The sequence below is a fragment of the Caulobacter sp. 10L414 genome, from assembly GCF_056395525.1.
In genome coordinates this window covers 1-23,621 of the sequence record NZ_JBFTJR010000024.1, presented here as the reverse complement: position 1 = coordinate 23,621, position 23,621 = coordinate 1, and the positions used below count along the sequence as shown (strand labels likewise).

The 23,621-nt window shown below is 67.4% G+C and carries 25 protein-coding genes and 1 tRNA gene; 14 read left to right on the top strand and 12 right to left on the bottom strand.

Annotated elements, in window-relative coordinates; all coding sequences use genetic code 11:
- The first annotated feature begins 3 nt into the window (after positions 1–3).
- From AC1DCG_RS11580 to AC1DCG_RS11530, 11 genes are all read left to right on the top strand, one after another.
- Positions 4–2,508 (top strand): glycosyl hydrolase 108 family protein, encoded by a 2,505-nt coding sequence (locus tag AC1DCG_RS11580; RefSeq protein WP_477031198.1) that lies wholly within the window; start codon positions 4–6, stop codon positions 2,506–2,508.
- The gene (locus AC1DCG_RS11575) at positions 2,508–6,416 is read left to right on the top strand and encodes a hypothetical protein (RefSeq protein WP_477041492.1); all 3,909 of its coding nucleotides are present in this window, start codon (positions 2,508–2,510) and stop codon (positions 6,414–6,416) included. The genes AC1DCG_RS11580 and AC1DCG_RS11575 overlap by 1 nt, the downstream gene beginning before the upstream one ends.
- The gene (locus AC1DCG_RS11570) at positions 6,416–6,628 is read left to right on the top strand and encodes a hypothetical protein (RefSeq protein WP_477031200.1); all 213 of its coding nucleotides are present in this window, start codon (positions 6,416–6,418) and stop codon (positions 6,626–6,628) included. The genes AC1DCG_RS11575 and AC1DCG_RS11570 overlap by 1 nt, the downstream gene beginning before the upstream one ends.
- A gap of 81 nt (positions 6,629–6,709) precedes the next feature.
- Complete coding sequence (locus AC1DCG_RS11565; RefSeq protein ID WP_477031201.1) at positions 6,710–7,522, top strand: hypothetical protein; 813 nt, start codon at positions 6,710–6,712, stop codon at positions 7,520–7,522.
- Positions 7,519–8,052, top strand: coding sequence for a hypothetical protein (locus AC1DCG_RS11560; protein ID WP_477031202.1), 534 nt, complete (start codon positions 7,519–7,521; stop codon positions 8,050–8,052). Before AC1DCG_RS11565 ends, AC1DCG_RS11560 begins: the two co-directional genes overlap by 4 nt.
- 10 nt (positions 8,053–8,062) lie before the next feature.
- Positions 8,063–8,407: a hypothetical protein gene (locus tag AC1DCG_RS11555; protein ID WP_477031203.1), complete on the top strand. Its 345-nt coding sequence runs from the start codon at positions 8,063–8,065 to the stop codon at positions 8,405–8,407.
- A complete protein-coding gene (locus AC1DCG_RS11550) occupies positions 8,404–8,709 on the top strand; it encodes a hypothetical protein (protein WP_477031204.1) in 306 nt (101 codons plus the stop codon). The genes AC1DCG_RS11555 and AC1DCG_RS11550 overlap by 4 nt, the downstream gene beginning before the upstream one ends.
- Positions 8,706–9,152: a lysozyme gene (locus tag AC1DCG_RS11545; RefSeq protein WP_477031205.1), complete on the top strand. Its 447-nt coding sequence runs from the start codon at positions 8,706–8,708 to the stop codon at positions 9,150–9,152. Before AC1DCG_RS11550 ends, AC1DCG_RS11545 begins: the two co-directional genes overlap by 4 nt.
- Complete coding sequence (locus AC1DCG_RS11540) at positions 9,149–9,532, top strand: hypothetical protein (protein WP_477031206.1); 384 nt, start codon at positions 9,149–9,151, stop codon at positions 9,530–9,532. The genes AC1DCG_RS11545 and AC1DCG_RS11540 overlap by 4 nt, the downstream gene beginning before the upstream one ends.
- 31 nt (positions 9,533–9,563) lie before the next feature.
- Positions 9,564–9,716, top strand: a complete 153-nt coding sequence (locus tag AC1DCG_RS11535) for a hypothetical protein (RefSeq protein WP_477031207.1) — start codon at positions 9,564–9,566, stop codon at positions 9,714–9,716.
- 70 nt (positions 9,717–9,786) lie between these two features.
- The gene (locus AC1DCG_RS11530) at positions 9,787–12,003 is read left to right on the top strand and encodes a right-handed parallel beta-helix repeat-containing protein (RefSeq protein ID WP_476869980.1); all 2,217 of its coding nucleotides are present in this window, start codon (positions 9,787–9,789) and stop codon (positions 12,001–12,003) included.
- 720 nt (positions 12,004–12,723) lie between these two features.
- Here AC1DCG_RS11530 and AC1DCG_RS11525 read toward each other — a convergent pair.
- The 8 genes from AC1DCG_RS11525 to hisD all read right to left on the bottom strand — a co-directional run bounded on the left by AC1DCG_RS11525 (position 12,724) and on the right by hisD (position 17,229).
- Positions 12,724–13,080 (bottom strand): hypothetical protein, encoded by a 357-nt coding sequence (locus AC1DCG_RS11525; protein ID WP_477031209.1) that lies wholly within the window; start codon positions 13,078–13,080, stop codon positions 12,724–12,726.
- Positions 13,077–13,667, bottom strand: a complete 591-nt coding sequence (locus AC1DCG_RS11520) for an SOS response-associated peptidase family protein (protein WP_477031210.1) — start codon at positions 13,665–13,667, stop codon at positions 13,077–13,079. The genes AC1DCG_RS11525 and AC1DCG_RS11520 overlap by 4 nt, the downstream gene beginning before the upstream one ends.
- Positions 13,660–13,857 (bottom strand): hypothetical protein, encoded by a 198-nt coding sequence (locus AC1DCG_RS11515; RefSeq protein WP_477031211.1) that lies wholly within the window; start codon positions 13,855–13,857, stop codon positions 13,660–13,662. Before AC1DCG_RS11515 ends, AC1DCG_RS11520 begins: the two co-directional genes overlap by 8 nt.
- Before the next feature lie 225 nt (positions 13,858–14,082).
- Positions 14,083–14,451 (bottom strand): hypothetical protein, encoded by a 369-nt coding sequence (locus AC1DCG_RS11510; protein ID WP_477031212.1) that lies wholly within the window; start codon positions 14,449–14,451, stop codon positions 14,083–14,085.
- Complete coding sequence (locus AC1DCG_RS11505) at positions 14,444–14,653, bottom strand: hypothetical protein (protein ID WP_477031213.1); 210 nt, start codon at positions 14,651–14,653, stop codon at positions 14,444–14,446. Before AC1DCG_RS11505 ends, AC1DCG_RS11510 begins: the two co-directional genes overlap by 8 nt.
- Before the next feature lie 348 nt (positions 14,654–15,001).
- Positions 15,002–15,088, bottom strand: a tRNA-Leu gene (locus AC1DCG_RS11500).
- Positions 15,089–15,133: 45 nt separating this feature from the next.
- Positions 15,134–15,898, bottom strand: coding sequence for an SDR family NAD(P)-dependent oxidoreductase (locus tag AC1DCG_RS11495; protein ID WP_477041491.1), 765 nt, complete (start codon positions 15,896–15,898; stop codon positions 15,134–15,136).
- A 5-nt stretch (positions 15,899–15,903) separates the two neighbouring features.
- Entirely contained in the window at positions 15,904–17,229 is a 1,326-nt protein-coding gene (hisD, locus tag AC1DCG_RS11490) for a histidinol dehydrogenase (RefSeq protein ID WP_477031215.1), read from the bottom strand.
- Between the two features lie 149 nt (positions 17,230–17,378).
- On the opposite strand from hisD, the gene AC1DCG_RS11485 reads away from it, so the two are divergent.
- Positions 17,379–17,879 carry a hypothetical protein gene (locus tag AC1DCG_RS11485; protein WP_477031216.1) on the top strand — a complete coding sequence of 167 codons (501 nt, stop codon included), beginning with the start codon at positions 17,379–17,381 and terminating at the stop codon, positions 17,877–17,879.
- A 19-nt stretch (positions 17,880–17,898) separates the two neighbouring features.
- Here AC1DCG_RS11485 and AC1DCG_RS11480 read toward each other — a convergent pair whose 3' ends face one another.
- The 3 genes from AC1DCG_RS11480 to AC1DCG_RS11470 form a co-directional block, all read right to left on the bottom strand.
- Positions 17,899–18,462 carry a helix-turn-helix transcriptional regulator gene (locus tag AC1DCG_RS11480; protein WP_477031217.1) on the bottom strand — a complete coding sequence of 188 codons (564 nt, stop codon included), beginning with the start codon at positions 18,460–18,462 and terminating at the stop codon, positions 17,899–17,901.
- 198 nt (positions 18,463–18,660) lie between these two features.
- Complete coding sequence (locus AC1DCG_RS11475; protein WP_477031218.1) at positions 18,661–19,716, bottom strand: NAD(P)-dependent alcohol dehydrogenase; 1,056 nt, start codon at positions 19,714–19,716, stop codon at positions 18,661–18,663.
- A gap of 129 nt (positions 19,717–19,845) precedes the next feature.
- Positions 19,846–21,462, bottom strand: coding sequence for a sensor histidine kinase (locus tag AC1DCG_RS11470; RefSeq protein WP_477031221.1), 1,617 nt, complete (start codon positions 21,460–21,462; stop codon positions 19,846–19,848).
- 68 nt (positions 21,463–21,530) lie between these two features.
- On the opposite strand from AC1DCG_RS11470, the gene AC1DCG_RS11465 reads away from it, so the two are divergent.
- Positions 21,531–22,154: a response regulator transcription factor gene (locus tag AC1DCG_RS11465; RefSeq protein WP_165261639.1), complete on the top strand. Its 624-nt coding sequence runs from the start codon at positions 21,531–21,533 to the stop codon at positions 22,152–22,154.
- A gap of 107 nt (positions 22,155–22,261) precedes the next feature.
- Positions 22,262–22,651: a response regulator transcription factor gene (locus tag AC1DCG_RS11460; RefSeq protein ID WP_477031222.1), complete on the top strand. Its 390-nt coding sequence runs from the start codon at positions 22,262–22,264 to the stop codon at positions 22,649–22,651.
- A gap of 181 nt (positions 22,652–22,832) precedes the next feature.
- Here AC1DCG_RS11460 and AC1DCG_RS11455 read toward each other — a convergent pair whose 3' ends face one another.
- Positions 22,833–23,489 (bottom strand): hypothetical protein, encoded by a 657-nt coding sequence (locus AC1DCG_RS11455; RefSeq protein WP_477036859.1) that lies wholly within the window; start codon positions 23,487–23,489, stop codon positions 22,833–22,835.
- Positions 23,490–23,621: the final 132 nt, after the last annotated feature.

The following is a 23,621-nucleotide window of genomic DNA, read 5'->3' as shown; positions in this document are numbered from 1 at the left end:
TCCATGGCCCTCGTCCCCCGTTATGAGCAGCGCACCCGCACGGCGCTTGGAGGCGTCTCTGGAGGACTGCGCGGCGTCGACACCGGCAGCGAACTGATCGGCCAGGCGCTACAGCGCGCCGGCAATGCGGTCACCGGCTTCGGCGACGATGTCCACGGCCTTGAAAAAGCCCAGGCCACCGCAGCGCGGAAGATCCAGGATCAGGCCGACGAGTCGTGGTGGACCGGACAGGCGCCGGACGCCTCGCTCAACATCGCCAAGGCGGTCTCGGACGTCCGCGCCGCCACGCCCGACAACGGCCAGGGCTATGCCGACAGTGTGCGACTGGCCGTCGAGAAGGAGTATGCTCCCTATGAGGCCCAGGCCAAGACGGCCAAGGCCCGCGAGTTGGTGGCTAAGGCGAAGGCCGACGCGCTGACCCGCTATGGCGAGGCGGCGGTCACCTATCAGCGAAACGCCTACGAGACGTGGCGCGGCGCTCAGAACGACCTGGCCCGCTCCAAGGCCGTCGATGCCGTGCGCGCCGCGCCGCTCGACATGGTGGACGATATCGTCGCCTCGTCCGTGGCCGCGTTCGACGGCTCGCTGGGCGACCTAGATCCCATCGACCGCGTGAAGGCTCGCGCTGAGTTCGGCAAGGACGTCGCTGCTGCTGCCTATGAGCGTCGCGTGCTCGAGACTGCCGAAGCCACCGGAAAGGTGACGGGGGGAACGGTCGCCGACGCGGTCAACCGGATCATCGACAAGCGCGAAGGGACTGGCCTTAACCCGAACGACAACGGCCGACCGTCGAAGTTCGGCATTCGCGCCGACAAGGCCGACGGCACGCGCAATGGCATCCCGGTCAAGGATCTGACCCGGGAGCAGGCCTTCGACATCTACATGAAGGAGTACGCCTCGGAGATTGGGCTCAACGAGGTGACCTTCGCCCAGAACCCGGCTTATGCCGAGGTGCTGCTGGATGCAGCTGTCAACCATGGCGCGGGCACGGCCAAGAAGCTGGCCGACCAGGCCGGCGGCGACTGGCGCAAGCTGATCGGCCTGCGCGTCGCCGAATACGAACGCTTGGCGCGCGAGAACCCGGCGAAGTATGGCGACGACTTGGCCGGCTGGCGCAAGCGCATGCAGGGCCTGGAGCGGGATGCCGCGTCCTTGGAGCGCCGCGGACCTGATCTCGTCTCGCTGCTGACGCCGCCCGAGGCCAAGGCCGCCGCGATCAAGAAGGCCGAGACGGCGGTGGCCACTCGCAACGACCGCAAGCGCGGCGAGTTGGACATCGCGATTGAGCGCGGCACGGCCGGCGCCGCCGACATCGAGCGCGGCGTTCGCGAAGGCTGGATTGAGCGCGGCTCACCCGATTGGGTATCGCTCACCAAGACCGCCGACGTGGCGGTCAAGAAAGCGCAGAAGGCCGCCGAACAGCAAGCGCGCCTCAACCTGGCACTCCAGCAAGGGGTCCCGCTCGATCCGCACAGCACCGAAGATCGTAAGGCGATGAACGCCGACTACGACGCGCGGGCCGGCGGTTGGGCGCCCGACCAGTGGGCGGCGCAATCCATCCAGTACGCTCGCAAGGTCGGGATGGTCCCCGATGGCCTGAAGGGCAGGATCACGGGCGGCCTGCGATCGGCCAACCCTGACCAGCGCCTGGCCGCGGCTAAGACTTACGCCGACCTTCGCGCTCAGGCCCCGAACACGGTGCGCGAGTTCAGCGACGACGACGTGCGCGACGCCAACCTGATGATCTCCTACGCCCGCATGGGCCTCTCGCCCAAGGAGGCGGCCGACGCGATCGCGCTGGGTCAGAAACTGACGAACGACGAGCGGACGGCCAGAGATCACGCCTTCACCGCCGCACTCGGCCCCAAACAGCAGGAGGCCGACAACTTCCTGGCCAAGGCGATCAGTGGCGACAAGGCCGTACAGGAAGATCGCGGCTTCCTCGGAGCCAGGTTCGACGTGCCGCCGGAGATGATGGCCGACTTCAAGCGCGCCTCGCAGCTGGCCTACCGCCGCACCGGCGACGTCAACGCGGCGATGAACGCTGGCTACGACCAGATTTCCCGCGCCTGGGGGCCGTCTGTCTTCAACGGCAAGCCCGTGTTCATGAAGAACGCGCCGGAGGTGGTCTACGGCGTACCTGGGCAGTCGGCCTCTGACAACGCCAAATGGATCCGTCGGCAGCTCGCCGAGCAGACCAACATGCACGGCGAGGCCAAGGACCTGCGGCTGATCGAAAGCCCGCTCCAGCGCGGTGGCCGGCCCGTCTACTTCATCATGAAGGCCGGCGAGAATGGTGCCCTTGAGCCGGTCTCGAAGGGTGGCCAGCCGCTCTACTTCCAGCCGGACTGGAACACGAGCCCGACCAAGAAGGATCAGGACAAGAAGGCGGCGGAGGCCCGGGACAAGGAAATGGCCAGGGCCAGGGCCACCCGCGATCGCCTCGGTGTCATCGATCCGACCCTGACCACCATCGGCGCCGTGCCGGCGCGCGCGGGAGGAATGTAGTGGGCGTCTTCACTGAGCAGGAACTCCAGCCCGCCGGTTTGGCCGGCTTCGCCCCTCGCGCACCCAATCCGGCCAAGCCCGGACTGGGCGAGACGATCGGCTCGGCGTTCACGCAGAACAACACCGTCGGCAGCGCTATCGGCGCCTTCCGCGACACCTTCGCAATGACTGAGGCGGCCAGGAGCAATCCGGTCGACTTCGACCCACTCGCGGATCTGCCCGAGGACTATCAACCCTACGCCTCGTCTTTCATCGAGGCGATCAATCCTGGCCAGGTGGAGATCATCAAGCGCCGGGTCGACGACGAGATCCGTGCCCGAGAAGTCTTGGCGCGGGCCGGCGCGCCAGGCGTCGTCGCCTCGATCGGCGCGGGCATCCTCGACCCCGTGAACCTGATCCCGGTCGGTGGTTGGGCGGCGAAAGGCGCCAAGGGTGCAAGCGTGCTCGGCCGCATCGGCGAAGGAGCGCTCGTTGGCGGCCTCTCAGCATCGGCCGCCGAGGGGGTGCTGATGGCGACCCAAGAGGATCGCTCCTATCAGGAGGCGGCCACCAACATCGGCGCCGGCGTCGTCCTGGGTGGAGCACTGGGCGGCGCGTTGGGGCTCTTCAACGCCTCGCCGATGGCTGGCAAGGTCAGCGAGCGCTTCGCATCGGAATGGGACGCGGCGAGGAGTGGCGGTTCGTCCGTCGGCGCCGCGCAGCGCATCACCGGAGATGATGCGCGCCCCGCGTCGGCGCTGGGTCTCGAAAAGCTGGAGGCCAAGAACCCCGTCAGCGACAATCCGCTGCTGCGTTCTCTCACCTCGACCAATCCCGAAGTGGCGCGCGTCGCCGCCGAATTGGCCGAGACGCCATACTACCTGCAGGGCAATGACCGCGGTGTGGCGTCGCCGCTGGCGGCTGAGACCCGCATCAAGCAGTGGCAGGGACCGCTCGCGCAGGGTCTCGGCGAGATGGACGACGCCTTCGCGCGCTATCGCTTCAGCCGGGATCGCAAACTCTTCGACCAGACCCGGGCGGGCGTCCAGGATCTGACCGGCCAGGCGGCCGGCAAGCTCTCCTACAGCCAGTTCAAGCAGGAGGTGGGCAAGGCCATGCGCCGCGGCGATGCCCACGACATACCCGAGGTCGCCGAAGCCGCCCAAGCCATCCGCCGCAGGATCTTCGACCCATTGAAGGACCAGGCGATCGAACTTGGGCTGCTGCCGGAAGGTGTCGATGTCGCGACCGCCGACAGCTATCTGACGCGGGTCTACAACCTCGAAAAGATCGTCGAGAACAGGAACGACTTCACCCGGCGCCTGCAGGACTGGTTCGCCGGAGGCCTGCAGCAGAGCTACGAGGGCAACCGCGTCACGACGGTGGAGCGGATCAAGGATCTGACCGGCCAGATTTCGGACCTCCGCCTGAGTCCGGATGATCGGCTCGCGGTCCTCGGCCAGATCAAGGACGATCTGCTGACGTTGGCACAGAAGGACCCGGCCATCACCCAGATCGCCGAGCAATACCGAGCCCAGCAGCAGGCGCTGCGCCAGGCGACAAAGTCTGGTGATGAGGCGGCGAGGACCGCGGCGCGCGACGCGCTGGACCAACTGAAGGCCCAGGGCGGCGGCGAGCTCGATCTCTATCTGAAGGAGCGCGGCCGGCTGCGCGGGCGCCAGGACCGGGTCAACTTCAACTACGCCGGCCTCAACGCCCGGGTGGAAAAGGCGCTTGAGCGCATCGCCGACCTGGAGGAGGAAAGCGCCAAGAGCGTCGAGCGCCTAGTCGGGCGCGGCCGTACGCTGGAGCGCAGCATTCGCAGTCTGGACCCTGCCAATGCCAAGGCCGAGGTAGCGCGGCTTCGCAACGCCTTCGCCCTGGAGGCGGAAAAGGCCGATGCGGCGCTTGAACGGGCGACCAAGGCCGCCGATCGGACGCGCGACGCCGGCGATGACGCCGCCGCGTCAGCGCGGCTGGACGAAGAAGTGCAGCGCCAGGCCGCCCGGGCCGAGCGCCTGAGTAAGATCGCCGACCGCCTGGAAAAGGCCGAGGCCAAGGACCCGGCCGCGATGCTGGCCGACGTGCGCGCCAGCATCAAGGAGAGCGCCGAGATAGCAGCCAAGGCCACGATGCGGCGTGGTGAGATGGCGGCCCGTTTCAGGCAGCGCATCGCCGCCATGGGCCCCGAGGTTGTCGACGAGCAGATCAAGGGGCTGGAAAAGCGGATCCGCTCAGCGGAGGCCAAGTTCTACGACCGTTGGGAGACCGGCGCCCAAGGCAAGGGTGTCGATCTGAACACGCCGGGCGGCGGCCAGTTTTCCGACGAAGCTGGCCGGATCGCACAGGAGGTGGTGGCGAAACTGCTGGGCGGCGCGCCCGGGCGGACCTCCTACGACGTCACCCCCAATATCCGGGGCCCGATGCGCGAGCGGGTGCTGAACGTGCCTGACAGCCTGATCGAAGACTTCCTGGAGAGCGACGTCGAGCGCGTCGCCCGGGTCTATGCCCGCACCATGGCCGCCGACGTAGAGCTCTCCCGGGCTTTCGGCCGGCCGGACATGGCCGACACCATCGGCGAAATCCAGCGATCCTATGAACCGCTGGTGGCCAAGGCCAAAGACGGAGCCGAGCAGACCCGGCTGAAGAAGGCGCTCGATCGGGACGTGCGCGACCTTGAGGCCATGCGCGACCGCATCCGCGGGACCTATGGCGTGCCGGACAATCCGATGGGCTTGGCCGTCCGCACTGCGCGGTCGCTGCGGACCATCAACTACCTGCGTATGCTGGGCGGGATGACGCTGTCGGCCATTCCGGATGTGGCCCGTCCGATCATGGTTCACGGCCTGGGCCGAGTGATGGGCGATGGCCTGGCGCCGCTGGTGCGTAACTTCAGAGGGACGCGGCTGGCGGCCGCCGAGGTGAAACTGGCCGGCACGGCGCTGGACATGGTGCTCGACAGCCGGGCCCAGCAACTCGCGGACGTGTTCGAGGACTTCGGTCGCTATTCCAAGGTCGAGCGCGCCATCACCTACGCAGGCGAGAAGATGGGCGTGGTGTCGGGCATGTCGCTCTGGAACGCCGGCATGAAGCAGATGGTCGGGCTCATCACCCAGACGCGGACGCTGAAGGCGATCACCCAGGGAGCCAGCCCCGCCGAAGCGCGGCGCCTTGCCTTCCTCGGGATCGACGAGGACATGGCTAGCCGCATCGCCAAGCAGTTCAAGGCGCACGGCGACAAAGACGGTGGCGTCTGGCTGGCCAATACTGTCGACTGGACCGACTTCGAGGCCGCCGCCGCCTATCGCGGCGCCCTGGCCAAGGAAGTCGACCTGATAATCGCCACGCCCGGCCAGGAAAAGCCGCTGTGGATGTCGAGCGAGCTGGGCAAGACGATAGGCCAGTTCAAGACCTTCACCTTCTCGTCGATGTCGCGAGTCATGCTGAACGGTCTCCAGCAGCGCGACGCCAACGTGCTGCAGGGTTTCGTCGCGGCTGTCGCGCTGGGGATGCTGGCCTATGCCGTGAAGTCGAAGGTGGCCGGCAAGGATGTTTCGGAAGACCCGCGCAAGTGGATCTCCGAGGGGCTGGACCAGTCCGGCACGCTGGGCTGGATCTTCGAAGCCAACAACATCGCCGAGAAGGTGACGCGCGGCCGGGTCGKGTTGAACGCCGCCATGGGCCTGCCGCCATCGTCCCGCTACGCCTCGCGCAACATCTCCGACACCCTGCTGGGCCCCTCGGTCGGCACTGTCGACGATGCGGCCGCGATTGTCGGAGCTACGGCCGAAGGAAAGGTCTCGCGATCGGATCTGCACAAGGCGCGCCGCCTGCTGCCGTTCCAGAACCTCTTCTATCTGCGCTGGCTGCTCGACCACGTCGAGGACGAGGCCGGCGACGCCATGGATCTACCGGAGAAGCCGAACTGATGATCGAATTTGCTGTGTCGGCGGCGGCCGGCCTAACGACTCTGTTGTGCGTCCTCATCCTAAGCAGCCGGGCGAAGGCCGCCTGGCCGAAAGGACTGGCCGCCATCTTGCTGGTCGTGGCGCTCGGCGTGGTGGTCTTCTACCCGCGCGCACCGCATCGTTCGGTCGACGCGGACACCTGCGGCTCCGGCTACATGAAGTACGAGTGCTAGTCGCGGGGTAGAATTCCCCAACCGCTTCGATTGGCCCCGCACGCGTGGACAAGCCGTCAGGCCCTGAACTCCCAGGTCGCCATGACGCCGCGCAAGTTCCTCGCCGCCTTTCTGATCGGATCGCTGTTCGCCACCGGCGCAATGGCCCAGGGGCGCCAGACCGAAAACCGCAGCGCCTATGATCCTGCGGTCGACGCCCAACGGGTCGTGATCAGGTCGTCCACGGGCAGCGCTGCTCCGGCCGGAACGACTGGCGATCCCGTGGCCGTGCAGGGCAACGTCGCCTCCGCACAGACCGACAGCGGCAACCCGGTCAAGATCGGCTGCTATGCCATGTCGACGGCGCCGACCGCGGTGACGAACGGCCAGCGAGAGGACGTCTGGTGCGGCCTGCGCGGCCAACTGGCCATCGTCCAGACCGACATGGCCGGCAACCTGACCACGTTGCGAGCGAACAACGCCGCGATCGCGTCCAGCGGCGCCACGGTCTTTCCCGCGGGTCTTTCGCTGAACTTCTGCTGGGACGGCGCCCAGTGGATTCTGGCGTCGGCGTGTCCGAGTTCTGCGACAGCCGCCGGCCTGGCGGCGGTGACGGGGGTTTCGTCGACCGGCATCGTGCTCAAGGCTTCGGCCGGGAACGTCTATGACCTGAGCGTCGTGGCGCCGGCCAGCGCTGGCTACGTCCAACTTCTGAACCTCACGGCCGTGCCGGCGGATGCCACCACGAACACGCCGATCTGGTGCATGCCTCTGGCGGCGAGCGCGGGCCTCGACAAGACCTTTGCCGTGCCGCGCGTGGCATCGACCGGCGCGGTGCTCCTGTTCTCGTCCACGGCCTGCGGCGCCAGCCTGACGAAGGTGGCGGCGCCCTATCTCGCTGGGGCGGCGAAGTGAGCCGGATCCCGCTCTCAACGACCCAGGACCGCATCGTCATGGTGGCCTGTGTGGCGGCCATGGCCCTGGCGGCGATCATGCCGTCGCTGATGCAGCCATCCGCGGCCCAGATGGGCGTGAGTAATCCCGCCGCCGTGCCGCTGCCGTCCAACATGGTCCCGCCGTCGGAGACGGTCGGCGGCGGCGTGGGGACCGACGTGGCCATGTACGCCCTGCCGGATCACACCCATCCGCGGATCACTCGCGTGGCCGTGGTGAACACCGACGCTTCGGGAAACTGGTCGGTGACGTGGTCCAGCGCCCTCGCGGCGACGCCTGGTGTCTTCGCCATCCCGGTCAACTCCGGCTCGCAGCCGGTGACCTGCAACGTCACCACCCGCACCACCACAACGGCGGCCGGCAAGTGCTGGACGGCCCAGACCACGCTGCTGAACCTGTCGATCATCACGGCGGGCCTGACCCTTTCGCCCTATGGCGCTTCCCTGGCCGGCATCCCGGTCCAGGTGATCGCTGTGCCGACTACACAATAGGATCTGCCGGATGGCCGAGGACGTGGCAACGACAGCGGCGGGCGTGGCCGCCGCTGTTTCCGGCGAAGGCACGCCAAGCACCGTGAAGGTGTCCAGGCCGACCACGGGCGCGGTCTGGACGCTCTTTGCTGGTCTGGTCGGAGTGGCCATCGTCGCCCTGCTGATCGGCGGGGCCCTGACCTTCGCGCCCTGGCCCGAAATGACCGCCAACCGGCGTGTCTGGTTCCTGGGCTGGGCGCTTCTCGTCGCCGTCGCCTGCATCCCCCTCTTCGCCTTCGCGCTGGCCTCGCCCTGGGTCGGGCGCGTCGAGGCGTCCGCCGGGTCAAACCACATCGCTCTGGAGGGCCGGGAGTGACCGAGCAGGACATCCTGAACAACGTCACCCTTCAGAAGATCCTGACGGAGGTGAAGGGTCTCACGACCAAGGTCGACAGCCTCACCGACGCCGTGGGCTGGGAAAAGCTCGACGAGAAGGGCGAGCCCATCGGCACCGGCCTCACGGGCCGGGTCATGCGGGTCGAGAACAACGTCAAGGCCAAGGTCACGGCCTTCGACGGGATGCGCAAGTACGCCACCGGCGCCACCGCCGGGATGGGGCTGATGATGGTCGCGATCTGGTGGCTGATCTCCGACAAGATCCAGGAGATGCTGAAGTGACGCCTTCCGCTCGCTGCGCCAGCTTCATCAAGGGCTACGAGAAGTGCCGGCTGACGGCCTACCTGCCGACCAAGGACGATGTTCCGACCATCGGCTGGGGCTCGACGGGCCCCGACATCAAGCTGGGCATGACCTGGACCCAGGCCCAGGCCGACGCGCGGTTCGCCGCTGATCTCGCCCGGTTCGCCGCGAACGTCTCGACCCTCGTCGGCAAGGCGCCCACGACCCAGGCTCAGTTCGATGCCCTCGTCAGCTTCGCCTACAACGTGGGCTACGGCGACGGTGGCCTGAAAACGTCCACCCTCCTGCGCCTCCACAAGGCGGGGGACTACGCCGGCGCGGCCGCGCAGTTCGCTCGCTGGAACAAGCAGAAGGGCAAGGTGCTCAACGGCCTGACCACGCGGCGTGCCGCGGAGGCTGCGATGTACCGAGGCGCGGCGTGACCCTGTTCGGACCCGCCACGCCCTACGTTGCGGCCGGCATGGTGGCCCTGGCGGCGTTCGGCGGCCTCCAGACCTGGCGCATCGGCCGCCTGAAGTACGAGGCCAACGTCGCCGCGGCGAAGATCGACGCCCTGCAGGACGCCAATGACGCGAGCGAGCGCCTGCGGGCCCTGGAGGGCGGCCAGGCCGAGGTCTCGTACGAAGGCCTCGCCGCCGCCTGCGCCGGCCGYCTGCCCATCACCATCCAGGCCGGCCGAACCCTCGAAAGGATCACCAATGCGCAGCCGAACCCTGATGGCTCTCGCGGCATGTGCGACGCTCAGTGCGTGCGCGAGCTTGCCGGCCAGGCTGAACCTGTCGCCGGAGCGCTGCCCGAGTGAAGCGACCGCGCCCGTTCCTGCGACGCCCCGCGTGCCCGATGGCGCCGGCTTCCCGCTTCCCGTCACCCCCGAAGAGCGCGCCGCCGTGGCCAAGTACGGCGCATGGCTGACCACCGAGGGCGCCGACAACGCCGAGAAGACCCGCCGCCTCTCCGCAGTCAAGGCGTGGTGCGACAAGCGGTAGAATAGGCCAACCGCTTCGATTGGCCCCGCGCGGTGCGGACAAGCTGTCGGGCTCCTGATCTCAGGTTGCCATGACCGTTTCCACCACAGCCGCATATGTGGTCTACGCCGGCGCCGGCGCGACGGGGCCCTTCGCGATCCCGTTCAAGTTCCTGGCCAACACCGACATCGTTGCGGTGAAGATCGCTGCGGACGGATCGGAAACCACCCTTACCGGCAACACCATCACGGGCGCCGGCGCGCCCACTGGAGGTTCGCTCACGACCGGTGCGCCGGTCGCCGTCGGCGAGACCCTGCGCATCTTCCGCAGCACGGGCCTGACCCAGACGGCGGCCTACACGGCGAATGGTCCGTTCCCCGCATCGACGCACGAACAGGCGCTGGATAAGGCCATGTTGGCGATCCAGGACGTGAGCCGTGACGCCGGCCGCGCGCTGCTGGCGCCGCTCGGGGAGGGCGGCCTTGAAATCCCCGCCGCGGACGAGCGCGCTGGTCTTCTGCTCGGCTTCGATGATGACGGAAAGCCCACGGTTGGCGTGGACGCCGGTGCGCTTGGGGCCCTGGCCAACCTTTCCAACGTTCCGTCCGCCTCGTTCGGCGCGAAGCTGTTCCAAGGCACGAGCCTTTACGCTTTCCGCTCCGGCGCTGATCGCGTTCGGGATTTTCCGTCCCTTCTGGAGTTCTACTCGTCCCCCTCTTCGACGGTCGCCGATGCGATGCAGGCGGCCATCAACTGGATGGAGACGAGCAAGATCCCCGTGCGCCTCCCGGCCGGCCAGATCGTTCTGAACAAGAACCTGCAGATCAAGTCGCACACGCATTTCGTCGGAGCCGGCCGTGACAGCTCGACGGTGTTTCTGCCGGCGAACATCGACATGACCGGCGCGCCGAGCTACGGCGGAGACCAGCGAGCGGTTTGGAACAATCCGAGCATCTCGAACGTGATTTTCGAGGGCTTCTCGTTCCAAGGTCCGGGGGCTGGCAACACGAAGATCGTGAACGTCGCTCTGCGCAACGTCACCAACTTCCTGGCGCGTGACTGCGGCTGGAAGGATATTGGCGACGTCACCTGGTATGCCACCGGGGTAGTCCTGTTCGAGAGCACCGGGGTGGTTTTCGACAGCTGCCTCTTCGACAACTGCAAAGGCGATGGCGGCGCGGTTAGCTCGGCCTCTCGTGATGTCCTCGTCAAGAACTGCCGCATCACGAACAATCGCGACTGGGGCTTCGCCCTGTCCATCGACGTGGACAATGCCGTGTTCGAGGGGAACTACGTCGCCAACAACCTGTCTACGGGGATCGGCGCGGACCGGTGTGAGAACGTCGCGTTCATCGGTAATCGCTGCTTCAACAACGAGCACGGCATCCGGATCGCCAAGTTCGCTATCCCTGGCGACACTCAGCGTCAGATCATCGTGCAGGGGAATATCTGCGGCGGAAACCTCCAGGGCATCACTGTCGAAGGCTCGGACGCACCCTGTGTTACAGTCATTGAAGGTAACACTGTAATCGGAACCACAAACGAGGCGATTCTCCTGGCCGATGTTCAGGGCGCAATCGTGTGCGGCAACAGCCTGTACAACAACTCGGCCGATAACATCGCCATCCGGGGGTACACGCTGCCCTGTGGCGGCCACGTCATCGACGACAACAAGATCGTCGGCGGAACCCGCGGAATTTACGAGGCTGCGTCCGGCGCGGGCAGCATTCTCCAATCGAAGATCGGACACTCAAACTCGATCGAAGGCATTGCCACCGCCAACACCTATGCCCTGACAGCTTCGGTCGACCAGCAGGGCGAGCCCCTGACCCGCTCCTTCGGCGGCTTCCGAGGGTTCGAGGCCCTGCGCGCGGTATATCAGTCCGGCGCCATCGTGAACCGTGTGGAGGTGTATGGAAGCACGACCGGCAACCCCGTGGAGATGCGGGCTGTTGGGGCTGATGCCACAACGAACTTCCGCTTCGGGGTGGCTGGGCTCGGCGGCTCCTTGATCCTGAGGACCGATATCTTCGGGACGCCTGTCGATTCAATCCGTCTGGACGCCACTGGGGTACTGGTGCGCCGCTCCGGGGGCGGGCTGGAGAAGGTGATCGGTCCGCGAGAGGTCGGATGGACCGCGTCGACTGGCATCGCCAGCAAGGGCGCCTACGCGACCTATTCGGCGGGGACCGCTTCGGCCACCTACACCCAGGCCGAGCTTCAAGCGGTCATGACGGCGCTGCAGGGGGTAAGCCAGCGGCTCAAGGCCATGGAAGACATGGCTCGCACCCACGGCCTGATCAACTAGGGACACCCGCTGTTCGGGCGGTAGTTGTCGAGAGGGACGCCGGGGTCGCTCATCTGCCCCTTGCTATCGCCGCGACCTTCAATTCGACGCCCGCGCGCTCACTCGGCGCCTTGAGCGCCGCGCTGAGTGGCCGCTCCACAGAGAGGGGGCAGGACGGCCCGCGTTCAGCGGCCTCGGCATCACCCTCTCGTGACGATTTGGCCCCTACGCCATGCCATGGTTGCGCCCCTATTCAGCGGTCTGCAATCCCCTAAATTTAGGGGGCCTGTTATCAGTGCACCGCCGATGGACGCTTTCGACCCGTTGCAGACCTATTCGGCCGCGCCCCCGAGCGCGTTTACGACGTCGACTTCGACAAAGACACGGCTGCCAATAGGCACTTCATCCTTGGTGAGCCGGGGAAATGTTGGGACGACACGCCATCGCCGGTCGAGCGGTGCTGAAGGATCGCGAATGTTGAAGTGAGACACGTGTAAGCTCAAATCCGCACGGAGTTGGCTTCCGTCGGGCCGCAGAACGCAAGCAGACACGGTGCGCCCCCGCCAAACGGTCTTCGGGACCGAGAAATCCGGCACAACGACCAGCCCCAAACCTGAAATCTGGAAGGTGTCGGCTACTTCTAGAAGTTCTGCATCTGTATCCACGGCCTGGAGACTAGGGAGTGTTGTGGCGGCTTTCCACCCTGCACGGCAGTTGACAACGTCCGCTTAGGGGAAGCGATCACTCCTCGTGCGGATAGGCCAGCCGCTCTAGGCCGTGGGGAGGATCCGCCGCCACCTCGACCCAAAGACGCTCCGTCAGCAGACCTTGATATGCTGCCAGTTCGGCAACCGCGGGGCTGCCCGCCATGGCGGCCGCCAAGCGACGCTGGGCGGCGTGGAGCAACGTCCCGGTCTCAGCGCTGGCAAGCTTGTGCATCTCGATCGCCGCATATGCCGCACGAAGCTTCAGGCCCTCCTGCGGCTGGGCCAGTTCCGCAGCCAAGATCGGCTCGCCTACGGTGCGTTGCAGGGAATAGCCCACCGCGAGGACGCCCCTGCGTACGATCTCTTTCCAGTAGTCGATAGGGGCGCTCATGCGCTGAAGAGGTCCTGACTGGCCGGTGGAAAATCTCTCTCTACAGCCAGCTCGCCGGCGGGCAAGGCTCTCAGGATCTCCGCCGCCGGCCGCGCCAGATCGAGCCAGTCTCGGCCATGCTGACCAGCTAGCACGACGACTTGCCGATCATGATAGGGCGCGACGTCCGGCCCTGGCTCAGTGGTCAGCATCGTCCAGGCTCCGTTCTTCACTATGCCGGCGATCCAGAACAAAGGGCTGCCGGGCATTGTGAAGCGCCAACGAGTTTTTCGCTTCTGGCCTGGCTGGGGCGACGTGAACTCATAGAAGGCGTCGGCGGGAATAAGCACTCGGTCGCTGCCGGAGAAATCGCGGCCTTCGCTGACGAAGTTGAAAACCGGCCCACGAGGGCCCGGCCAGCCCCACGGCGTCATCGACACCGTGGCTTGGTCGCCGACGTGCCGTACGATCGGCGCGGCCTCGGTCATGCGGATTTCAGGCCGTGGCTCGAAGTTGCTGGCCTGGCCTTCCCACACGACCGGCAGGCGCAAGACCTTGGCCCAGGTCTCGAACAGGTCGGCGGTCTTGAGGCTGTAGAGATTACACATCGCCCGGCCGCCGGTCCCAGCGGCGCAGCACCCACCAACCGCGCGGGGCGTGCTCTGGATCGCCCATGTCGACGAACAGTTCGTAGTGATGTCGTGCGTCGCTTTCGACCTGTCTCACCGCGTCGGGCGGCGGGCCTTCCTCGAATTGCTCGTGGTCAGGCGCGCGATCGGGCTTCTTCCACTGGCTCATGTTCGGACGCTACATCCCTGCATCGACATCGACTAGGTGATCCCGGCCCCGGGCACCGCAGCGGCTGCACCGGAGCTTGCCTCGGATCTGATGCGGCATGGTGTGTCCGCCCAGGTTCACGATCGCCTTCTCTCGGCTCCAAACGGCCCTGTTGCCGCAACGGATGCACCGGATCGTAAGCGCCGTCTTGATGCGGCGCAGGGTGGGCCAAATCTGCGCCATGCGTCATCGGCCGCCATGGCCATAGCCGTAGTGCGCCGGGATCAACCCGGCTTCCATCAAGGCGTTCATCACATCCCAGCGCGCCCTGGCCGGGTCGGCCGGGTGGAGCACGCCGTTGAAGGTCATGATCGGCATCCGGCCCGGGCAGCGAGGACAGACGGCTTTGGCCTGGATCTCGGTCATGGTGCAGTTCAGCAGCCCACTGGCTCGGCCGAGCATGACGTCGCGCCGCCAGGTCTTGCCGTGACCGCAGAACTGGCAGCGAAACCCAATCTCCCATCCACGCTCCAGCGCCTCGACGAGCCGCACGTTGGCAAAGGTGTCGCTGAGTTGGGCGGCCTTGCGCCGATCACTGTCGGATGGCTCAGGCATCGGGCGGCTCCACCTGGCGCACGGCTCGCCAGTAGGACCAGGGCTTGGCCTGAACCATCTCGACTTCGAACCACGCCTCGTCGCCCTCGAACGGCGGCACGTGCTCGCGGCTCACATGGGTCACCGATGATCTCGCGCCCTTCGTCGAACCGGGGAAGGTGAAGCACAGCGTCGTACGACGCGCGCCGATCAGTGCCGTCATGCGCTTGAGCTTCACCACCTGCTTGCGCAAAACCTTTGGCGGTCGATCAACAGGGACGTGCAGGCGTGCGCCGTCGCGCGCTCCTGAGCGCGGAGGGGAAGGCATTTGTCGGCTCCAGAATGTTCCGCAAATGTTCTCATCCTGCACGACGGAAGAGTCAATCGACCGGAGGACGAAACCGTTTCGCGGTCAGAACGAGCAGCGAACCTTTGTGCGCTCGTTGTGCGTTCGGAGCTGAGGGGAAAACTGGGAAAACGTCGGAAAAGCTAGGAAAATCAATGCGCTTCACGAAACGCACAAAATCGCCCTTCTGGGGAGGGGAATTTCGCCTAAGCCATTGAAATCGTTTGGTGCGGGCAGCCGGGGTCGAACCGGCAAGGCCTTGCGGCCGGCGGATTTTAAGTCCGCTGCGTCTACCAGTTTCGCCATGCCCGCACTGGTAAGCGAGGCCTAGCCTAGCTCGCGGAAGGCGTCGAGCCCTCAGTCGGCCGTCCAGCCGCCGTCCGCCACCAGGGAACTGCCGGTCATCAGGGCGCTGGCGTCGCCGGCCAGGAACACCACCGCGCCCATCAGGTCCTCGACCTGGCCCAGGCGGCCCAGCTTGATCTTGGCCAGCACGCTATCGAGGAACGCCTTGTCCTCGAAGAACGGCCTGGTCAGCGGGGTCTCGATGAAGGTCGGGGCGATGGTGTTGACCCGGATTCCGTGCGGGGCGAGGTCCAGCGCCATGGCCTTGGACAGCCCCTCCAGGCCCCATTTCGACGCGCAATAGAGGCTGCGCCGCGCCCCGCCAACGTGGCCCATCTGCGAGGTCAGGTTAACGATCGAGCCCTTCACGCCGGCCTCGACCATCCGCGCCGCCACGGCCTGGGCCACGAAGAAGGCGGCCTTCAGGTTGAGGTCGAGCACGGCGTCGTAGTCGTCTTCGGTGACCTCGACKAAGGGCTTGGGACGGTTGGTGCCGGCGTTGTTGACCAGCACATGGAAGGCCGGCCGCGCGGCCACGGCCGCCCTCACGGCCGCAAGATCGCCGACGTCGAGCACCAGCGCGTCGGCCGTCCCGCCCTCGGCGCGGATCGCCTGCGCCGCGGTCTCGATCTCGCCGGCCGAGCGCGCCGCCAGCGTCACAGCAGCCCCGGCCTGGGCCAGGGCGGCGGCGGCGGCCAGGCCGATGCCCCGCCCCGCCCCCGTCACCAGAGCCCGGCGGCCGTCGAGACGGAACGAGGGCGTGCGCGGCAGATCCAAGACCCCTACTCCGCCGCCAGCACGGGCGAGGCCGCGCCCGCATAGGGCACCTCGCGCCCGCCATAACGGCGCACGCGGATGTTGGCCTGCTCGCCGTGACCGGCGAAGCCCTCCAGGGCGCACAGGCGCGAGCAGTACTCGCCGACCAGGGCCGAGGCCTCGTCGGTCTCCACCCGTTGATAGGTGCAGGTCTTGAGGAACTTGCCCACCCACAGGCCGCCGGTGTAGCGGGCCGCCAGCTTGGTCGGCAGGGTGTGGTTGGTGCCGATCACCTTGTCGCCGTACGAGACGTTGGTGCGCTCGCCCAGGAACAGCGCGCCGTAGTTGCTCATGTTGCGCAGGAAATAGTCCGGGTCGGCGGTCATCACCTGCACGTGCTCGGAGGCGATGCGGTCGGCGATCTCGACCATCTCGGCGTCGCTGTCGGCGAGGATCACCTGGCCGAAGCTCTCCCACGCCCGGCGGGCCACCGCGGCGGTGGGCAGCACCTGCAGCAGCTTTTCCACCCAGGCGATGGTGTCTTCGGCCAGCTTGCGCGAGGTGGTCAGCAGGATGGCCGGGCTGTCGGGGCCGTGCTCGGCCTGGCCCAGAAGGTCGGTGGCGCACAACTCGCCGTCCACCGTGTCGTCGGCGATGACCAGGGTCTCGGTCGGACCGGCGAAGAGGTCGATGCCCACGCGGCCGAACAGCTGGCGCTTGGCCTCGGCCACATAGGCGTTGCCGGGGCCGACCAGCATGTCGACCGGCGCGATGGTCTGCGTGCCCAGCGCCATGGCGGCCACGGCCTGCACGCCGCCCAGGCAATAGATCTCGTCGGCGCCGGCCAGGGCCTGGGCCGCGACGATGGCCGGGGCGGGCTTGCCGCCGAACGGCGGGGCGCAGGTGACCACGCGGGGCACGCCGGCCACCTTGGCCGTCAGCACCGACATGTGGGCCGAGGCCAGCAGCGGATACTTGCCGCCGGGCACGTAGCAGCCGGCCGCGCCCACGGGGATGTGCTTGTGGCCCAGCACCACGCCCGGCAGGGTCTCGACCTCCAGGTCCAGCAGCGTCTCGCGCTGCTTCTGGGCGAAGTTCTTCACCTGGGCCTGGGCGAACTCGATGTCGGCCAGGTCGCGGGCCGACAGCTGGTCGACGCAGGCCTGGATCTCGGCGTTCGACAGGCGATAGCTTTCACGGTCCCAGCCGTCGAACTTCACCGACAGGTCGCGCACCGCCGCATCGCCGCGCGCGGCCACGTCGGCGAGGATGCCTTCCACCGTCTCGCGCACCGCCCGATCCGCGTTCGCCACCGCGCCGGCGTCGGCGCCGGTCTTCAACCACCTGGCCATGGTCCTGTCCTCCTGGGGTCTCCCGGCAGGAGGTGTGGCCCGGATCGGCGGGAGCGGCGCGCGGTTCGGTCGGAACGGTCGCTGGGTGGAGACGCGCCTGATGACATCCCGGATGGACGCTTCTGGCTCGAACGTGCGACGCATGGCTCATGGCCCCGCATCTCATCACCGACGAGAACCAAGGCGAGGCGCGGGACGCGCTGCGCGACATCCTGCTGCTCTATGTCGAACTGGCGGAGAGCTATTCCGGGTTCGGCCACGCCGCGAACGTCTACCAGCGCTTCGATCCGCTCAGGTTCGTCGACGCCGAGTCGGCCAGCCGGCCCGGCTACGCACCGCTGATCGACCTCGACTTTCTCCATGTCGGGTCGGCGATCGCCATCCTGTGCGCGCTCTATGATGAGTGGTGCGAGTTCGAGGAGGTCGATGGCGGCCCCTTCAGGGAGGCCGTTCTCAGCGGCCGCCTGAGCCACGTTCCAGATGTCGAGCGGGTGGCGCGCGAGGCGATCGGACGCGGCCCCATGCCGCTGGAAGATCCGTGGTTCGAAGCGGCCGTCGAGCCGATCTACCAACGGCATGTGATCGGTCGCTTCGAAGCGCTTTCCAAGATGCATCGACGGAAGGCCGGCGCCGCCTTCGCCACCCGATAAGCCGCCCTCAAGCCGCCCCTCAGGCCGCAATGCGGTTGGCCCGGCGCCAGGCCTGGGGCGCCATGCCCGCCGAGCGGCGGAACAGACGGCACAGGTGCGACTGGTCGGCGAAGCCGCACTGGTAGGCGATCTGGCTCAACGGATCGCGGGTGGCCAGCATCAGGTCCTTGGCCGCCTCCAGCCGGCGGCGGGTGATGTAGGCGTGGGGCGTCTCGCCGAAGGTCGACTTGAAGGCGCGGCCGAAATAGCTGGCGCTCAGCGCCACCAGGTCGCCGAGCACGGCCGTGGTCAGGGTCGTGTCGAGGTTCTCGTCGATGTGCTTGCGCAGCTTGCGCGCCTGCCAGGGGGCCAGGCCGCCCTGGATCGGGGCGACGGCGGCCGGCGCGCCCACGCCCACGACGATGGCCGAGGCCCGGGCGACCAGGGCGCGGGCGGCCTGCGCCTCCGGCTCCAGCGAACGTTCCAGGGCCTCCAGCACCTCGCGCAGGTCGGCGAAGCTGCGCGCCTCGCCGGCCAGTTCGTGGCCGGCCAGCAGGCCCGGGACGGGAGCGGCGGAGGCGGTGTCGATGGCGAGGAAGGACATGGTTTCGATCCCTGGCTGGAGCGCCCCCCAAGGGCCCTCTCTTTTCGGGGATCATTGTTCTTCCCAGGGCGTGCGCGCCGCCATCGCACCTGGGCTTATCGTCGCGCTCCCTGGGTTTGGCGGCGTCATACCCAGGTATGAGACCGCTATCGCCAGGGGTGGTCCGCGCGACCCGGAAGGCCGCGCGGAACCGGAGACTTAACCCTTGGCCAGCGAAGCGCTGTCGATCACGAAGCGGTACTTCACGTCGCTCTTCTGCATACGCTCGTAGGCGGTCTCGATGTCCTGGATGTCGATCTTCTCGATCTCCGAGACGATGCCGTGCTCGGCGCAGAAATCGAGCATCTCCTGGGTCTCGGCGATGCCGCCGATCAGCGAACCGGCGATCGACCGGCGCTTGAAGATCAGGGCGGCGACGTCGGGGCTGGGGTGAGCATGCTCGGGCACGCCGACCAGGCACAGGGTGCCGTCGCGCTTCAGCAGGGCGGTGAAGGCGTCGAGGCTGTGGCTGACCGAGACGGTGTTGAGGATGAAGTCGAACGAATTGGCGTGGGCGGCCATCTCACCTTCGTTGCGCGACACCACGACCTCGTCGGCGCCCAGGTCCAGGGCGTCCTGGCGCTTGGCTTCCGAGGTGGTGAAGGCCACGACGTGGGCGCCCAGGGCGTGGGCCAGCTTGACGCCCATGTGGCCAAGACCGCCGATGCCGACGACGCCGACCTTCTTGCCCGGGCCGACGTTCCAGTGGCGCAGCGGCGACCAGGTGGTGATGCCGGCGCACAGCAGCGGGGCCACGGCGGCCAGCTGCTCCTCGGGGTGGCTGATCTTCAGCACGAAGTCGTCCTTGACGACGATCTGCTGCGAATAGCCGCCCAGGGTGTGGCCGGGGGCGTCGCTGGTGGGGCCGTTGTAGGTGCCCACGAAGCCGTTCTCGCAGAACTGCTCCAGGCCCTCGTCGCACGAGTGGCAATGCTTGCAGCTGTCGACCAGGCAGCCGACGCCGACGACGTCGCCTTCCTTGAAGCGGCTGACCTGGCCGCCGACGGCCGACACGCGGCCGACGATCTCGTGGCCGGGCACGCAGGGGAAGAGGGTGCCGGCCCATTCCGAGCGCACGGTGTGCAGGTCCGAGTGGCAGACGCCGCAATAGGCGATCTCGATCTGGACGTCGCTGGGACCGACCGCGCGGCGCGTGATGTCCATCGCTTCCAGCGGCTTGTCGGCGGCGAAGGCGCCATAGGCTTTGATGGCCATGTGCAGGATGTTCCGATTGGCTTTTTTGGGGGAGTCGGAGACCCCAGGGGGTCTCGCAAAGCCAACCTAGCGCACGCGCGACCGTAAAATTAGCCGCTCAGATTTGCACGGGCTGATGAGTAAATTTCATCAATTTACCTCTTGCGGATCAACCGCTCGCGGCAGTTTCAGCACGAAGCTCGCCCCCTCCCCCGGCCGCGAGACCACGGCGATCTCGCCGCCATGGGCCTGGGCGATCGTCTTGCAGATCGACAGCCCCATGCCCATCCCGCCGGCCTTGGTCGTGTAGAAGGCGTTGAACAGTTGGCCCAGGCGCTCGGTCGGCACGCCGGGCCCGGTGTCGGAGACCGACACCGTCACCCCCTCTTCGCCGGCCTGGGCTTCGTTTGCCTGGACGCGCACGACCAGCACCCGCTCGTCGGAATGGGCCATGGCCTGCACGGCGTTGACCATCAGGTTGACCATCACCTGCTGCAGCTGGACCCGGTCGCCCTCGACCTCCGGCAGGTCGGGCGCGACCTGCACGCGCAGGGCCACATCGTGGGTGGTCAGCTCGCGCCGCACCAGCAGCACCGCGTCCTCCACCAGGGCGCCCAGCGACAGGCGCGCCTTCTCCGGCTCGCCCTTCACGGCCATGGTGCGGATGCGGCCGATGACGCCCGAGGCGCGGTTGGCCTCGCCGATCATCCGGTCGAAGGCGCGGCCCACCTCGTCGAGGTCCGGCGCGTCGCGCCGCAGCCAGCGCAGCCCCGCCTCGCCGTTGGTGACGATGGCCGACAACGGCTGGTTGACCTCGTGGGCGATCGAGGCGGTCAGCTCGCCCAGCGTCGAGATCCGCGCGGCGTGGGCCAGCTCGGCCTGCACGCGGGCCAGGTCCTCCTGGGCGCGCAGGCGGTCGGTGATGTCGATGACCCCCACCAGGGTCGCGCCCTGCGGCAGGTATTCGCGCGGGTAGCAGCAGGTGAAAAGGCCGTCGAACTCACGGCCGTCATAGGTGCGAAAGCGCGCCTCGCTTTCATAGTGCGGCCGCTTCTCCAGGGCCGCGATCACGCTGGCGGCGAAGACGTGCTCGCTGCACGGCGGCCAGAAGCGGTCGACCGGCCCCAGCAGTTGCTCACGCGTGGCGGAAAACAGCTGCAGCGACTTCTCGTTGACGTCGACGACCTGGCTGGCCTCCATCATCTGCCGCACGAAGCGCGGGTTCTCGGCGATGTGGGCCCGAAGGCTGGTCACGCCCTTGGCGCGCAGGGCCCCGAACATCCCGGCCAGGGCCGAGAAATCCAGCTCCCAGAACGACACGCTCATGGCGTGGAAGACGTTGCGGAAGCGGTACTCGCTGCGCCGCAGGGCCTCCTCGGCCCTGCGGGCCTCGGTGACGTCGCGGCCGGTCTCCAGCACCTGGGCGGGCGCGCCCGAAACATCCCGGCGCAGCGACCAGCGCAGGGCGATCACCGCCTCGCGGCCGTCAGCCAGGCGGCGGGTGACCTCGCCCTCCCAACGCCCCTGCGCCAGCAGGCGGGCCTCTATCTCGTCGAGCGGCGCGGGAAACACCGTGCCCAGCAGGTCGCGGGCCAGCGCGCCCTGCGCGGCCTGCCGGCCGTGGCCGTAAAGCGCCTCGCAGCCCTGGTTCCAGAACAGGATGCGCCCGTCCAGGTCGCGCACCAGGATCGGCTCGTGGGCCGCGTCCAGGAGCCCGGCCAGACTATTGGCCGATATGTGCAAGACGTCGCCCGGATGGTCGTGCATCGAGCTCACCGAAGGATGCGCTCCCTCATTGTTGACGCCGCGCTGGCGGCGGGTCCAGCTATTTGCCCATGTCCGGTCCGACGGTGCACATTGTCGACGACGACGGCCCCCTGCGGGAGGCCCTCGACAGCCTGTTCAGGTCCGTCGGGCTGGAGACGCGCCTGTTCGGCAACGCCCAGGACTTCTTCCGCTCGGGACATGCGCATGACGCCGGCTGCCTTGTCTTGGACGTTCGACTCCCCGGGGTCAGCGGTCTCGACTTCCAGGCCCAGCTGAACGCCGCCGACATCCGCATGCCGGTGGTGCTGATGACCGGCCACGGCGACATCCCCATGACCGTGCGCGGTATGAAGGCCGGCGCCGTCGACTTCCTGGCCAAGCCCTTCCGCGACCAGGACATGCTCGACGCGGTGATGGCCGCCATGGACCGCGACCACGCCCAGCGCGCCGAGCGCTCGGGCCTGGACGACCTGCGCCGCCGCTACGAGACCCTGACCACGCGCGAGCGTCAGGTGATGGGTCTGGTCGCCGAGGGCCTGATGAACAAGCAGATCGCCTTCGAGATCGGCCTGTCGGAGATCACCGTGAAGATCCACCGCGGCGCGGCCATGCGGAAGATGCAGGCCCGCTCGGTGGTCGAGTTCGTGCGCATGGCCGAGCAGCTGGGCGCCAAGGGCGCCGCCGCGACCTGACGCCACACACCCGAGTATAGTTCCGTCCGCTCGCCGCTTGCGGCAGATAGAAGCCTCGTCGCCGCCGCTTGCCTGGACGCGCCGACGGGACGAAAGAGGACGAGTTGGTGTCGCAAGCCCCGTTGATCGCCGTCGTGGACGACGACGAAGCCGTCCGGACCTCGCTGGAGGCCCTGATCCGCTCGCTGGGACACCGCGTCGCCACCTTCGATTCCGCCGCCGCCTTCCTGGCCTCGGAGGTCTCGGACGGCGCCGACTGCCTGATCAGCGACGTGCAGATGCCCGGCCTTTCCGGCTTCGACCTGCAGCAGGCCCTGGGCGAACGCGGCGTGCCCACCCCGGTGATCCTGATCACCGCCTTCGACGATGAACGCGCCCGCACCCGCGGCCTCGACCTCGGCGCCACCTGCTTTCTGAAGAAGCCCTTCAGCGGCGACAGCATCATCGGCTGCCTGGAAACCGCCCTGGCCCCACGCGCCAAATCGCCCGAAGCCTGACGCACTGCGCCGCTCGAACCGTCTGAATTTTCAGGGGAGAAGAAGAATGGCGCGCCCGGAACGCATAGCGAGGAGAGCTACGCCGACTCTTTGAAAAGAAGCGCCGAGGCATCCGCGAGGCCATTAAGAAGCGCCCGGTGGATGCCGAGGTCCGACCGTTCCCCGGCAAGCCTGAAGCCGCTTAAGTCTCCTCGACCTCATTCGCCCCGGCGGCGCGCCGCAGCGCCCCGTAGAGATCGCCCGGCCCCAGCAGGATCTTCAGCAACTCCTCGCGGATGCGTTCCGATGCGAGCACCTGCCGGCTCATCGACGTAAAGGCGTCGTCGCTGTCCATGGCGGCGTCGAGGAGTTGGCTCTGCAGCGTAGGCGAGTTGCTGAACTGCGCCCGCGTATTGGCCATGGCCTGCTCCTGCAGCTCTTCGGACTGCAGCATGTGGCTCTTCAGGAAGCCGTTGACGTAGTTGAGCTGATCGTCGTCGGTGAGCTGGCCTTCGAACAGGTCGTTCACGCGGGCGATGATCTCGTCCAGCAGCGCCTTGTCCTTCTCCTGCAGACTGCCCGAGCCCGTCTCGGACATGCCCGGCAGCTTGGGCGCGTCGCCCCCGCCATAGAGCAGGTCGCGCTTGGCCTCGGCCTTCAGGCTGTGGTGCGTCAGCTTTACGCCCGACAGGTCGATCCCTTCGCGCTCGCGGCCGAACTCCAGCAAGGGCAGCAGGCGGCGATAGAAGATCGCGCGCTTCTCGATCTCGGTGTTCCCGTAGTCGAGGATCTGGCTGAGGAAGCTGTAGAGCCGCACGAACGTGCCCATATCGCCCTTGAACTGTGTTTCGGCTTGCAAAAATGACCCCCATCTCGGGGATATCGGCGTCCAAAAATGACCCCCTGTCCTTGAGGCTTTGATGGCCAGATCGGCGGCTTGTGTAGCCGCGGATCGAGACGGGGATGTTGGTAGTGGAGACGGTGGCGAAGA

What these genes read in the sequence shown, in the direction of transcription:
- AC1DCG_RS11570 (WP_477031200.1), top strand. Translation starts at nt 6,416, where the DNA reads ATGATCGAATTTGCTGTGTCGGCGGCGGCCGGCCTAACGACTCTGTTG.
- AC1DCG_RS11515 (WP_477031211.1), bottom strand. Translation starts at nt 13,857, where the DNA reads ATGAGCCAGTGGAAGAAGCCCGATCGCGCGCCTGACCACGAGCAATTC.
- AC1DCG_RS11475 (WP_477031218.1), bottom strand. Translation starts at nt 19,716, where the DNA reads ATGGCCATCAAAGCCTATGGCGCCTTCGCCGCCGACAAGCCGCTGGAA.
- AC1DCG_RS11530 (WP_476869980.1), top strand. Translation starts at nt 9,787, where the DNA reads ATGACCGTTTCCACCACAGCCGCATATGTGGTCTACGCCGGCGCCGGC.
- AC1DCG_RS11505 (WP_477031213.1), bottom strand. Translation starts at nt 14,653, where the DNA reads ATGACGGCACTGATCGGCGCGCGTCGTACGACGCTGTGCTTCACCTTC.
- AC1DCG_RS11565 (WP_477031201.1), top strand. Translation starts at nt 6,710, where the DNA reads ATGACGCCGCGCAAGTTCCTCGCCGCCTTTCTGATCGGATCGCTGTTC.
- AC1DCG_RS11480 (WP_477031217.1), bottom strand. Translation starts at nt 18,462, where the DNA reads ATGTCCTTCCTCGCCATCGACACCGCCTCCGCCGCTCCCGTCCCGGGC.
- AC1DCG_RS11525 (WP_477031209.1), bottom strand. Translation starts at nt 13,080, where the DNA reads ATGAGCGCCCCTATCGACTACTGGAAAGAGATCGTACGCAGGGGCGTC.
- AC1DCG_RS11520 (WP_477031210.1), bottom strand. Translation starts at nt 13,667, where the DNA reads ATGTGTAATCTCTACAGCCTCAAGACCGCCGACCTGTTCGAGACCTGG.
- AC1DCG_RS11580 (WP_477031198.1), top strand. Translation starts at nt 4, where the DNA reads ATGGCCCTCGTCCCCCGTTATGAGCAGCGCACCCGCACGGCGCTTGGA.
- AC1DCG_RS11470 (WP_477031221.1), bottom strand. Translation starts at nt 21,462, where the DNA reads ATGCACGACCATCCGGGCGACGTCTTGCACATATCGGCCAATAGTCTG.
- AC1DCG_RS11465 (WP_165261639.1), top strand. Translation starts at nt 21,531, where the DNA reads ATGTCCGGTCCGACGGTGCACATTGTCGACGACGACGGCCCCCTGCGG.
- AC1DCG_RS11485 (WP_477031216.1), top strand. Translation starts at nt 17,379, where the DNA reads ATGGCCCCGCATCTCATCACCGACGAGAACCAAGGCGAGGCGCGGGAC.
- AC1DCG_RS11555 (WP_477031203.1), top strand. Translation starts at nt 8,063, where the DNA reads ATGGCCGAGGACGTGGCAACGACAGCGGCGGGCGTGGCCGCCGCTGTT.
- hisD (WP_477031215.1), bottom strand. Translation starts at nt 17,229, where the DNA reads ATGGCCAGGTGGTTGAAGACCGGCGCCGACGCCGGCGCGGTGGCGAAC.
- AC1DCG_RS11510 (WP_477031212.1), bottom strand. Translation starts at nt 14,451, where the DNA reads ATGCCTGAGCCATCCGACAGTGATCGGCGCAAGGCCGCCCAACTCAGC.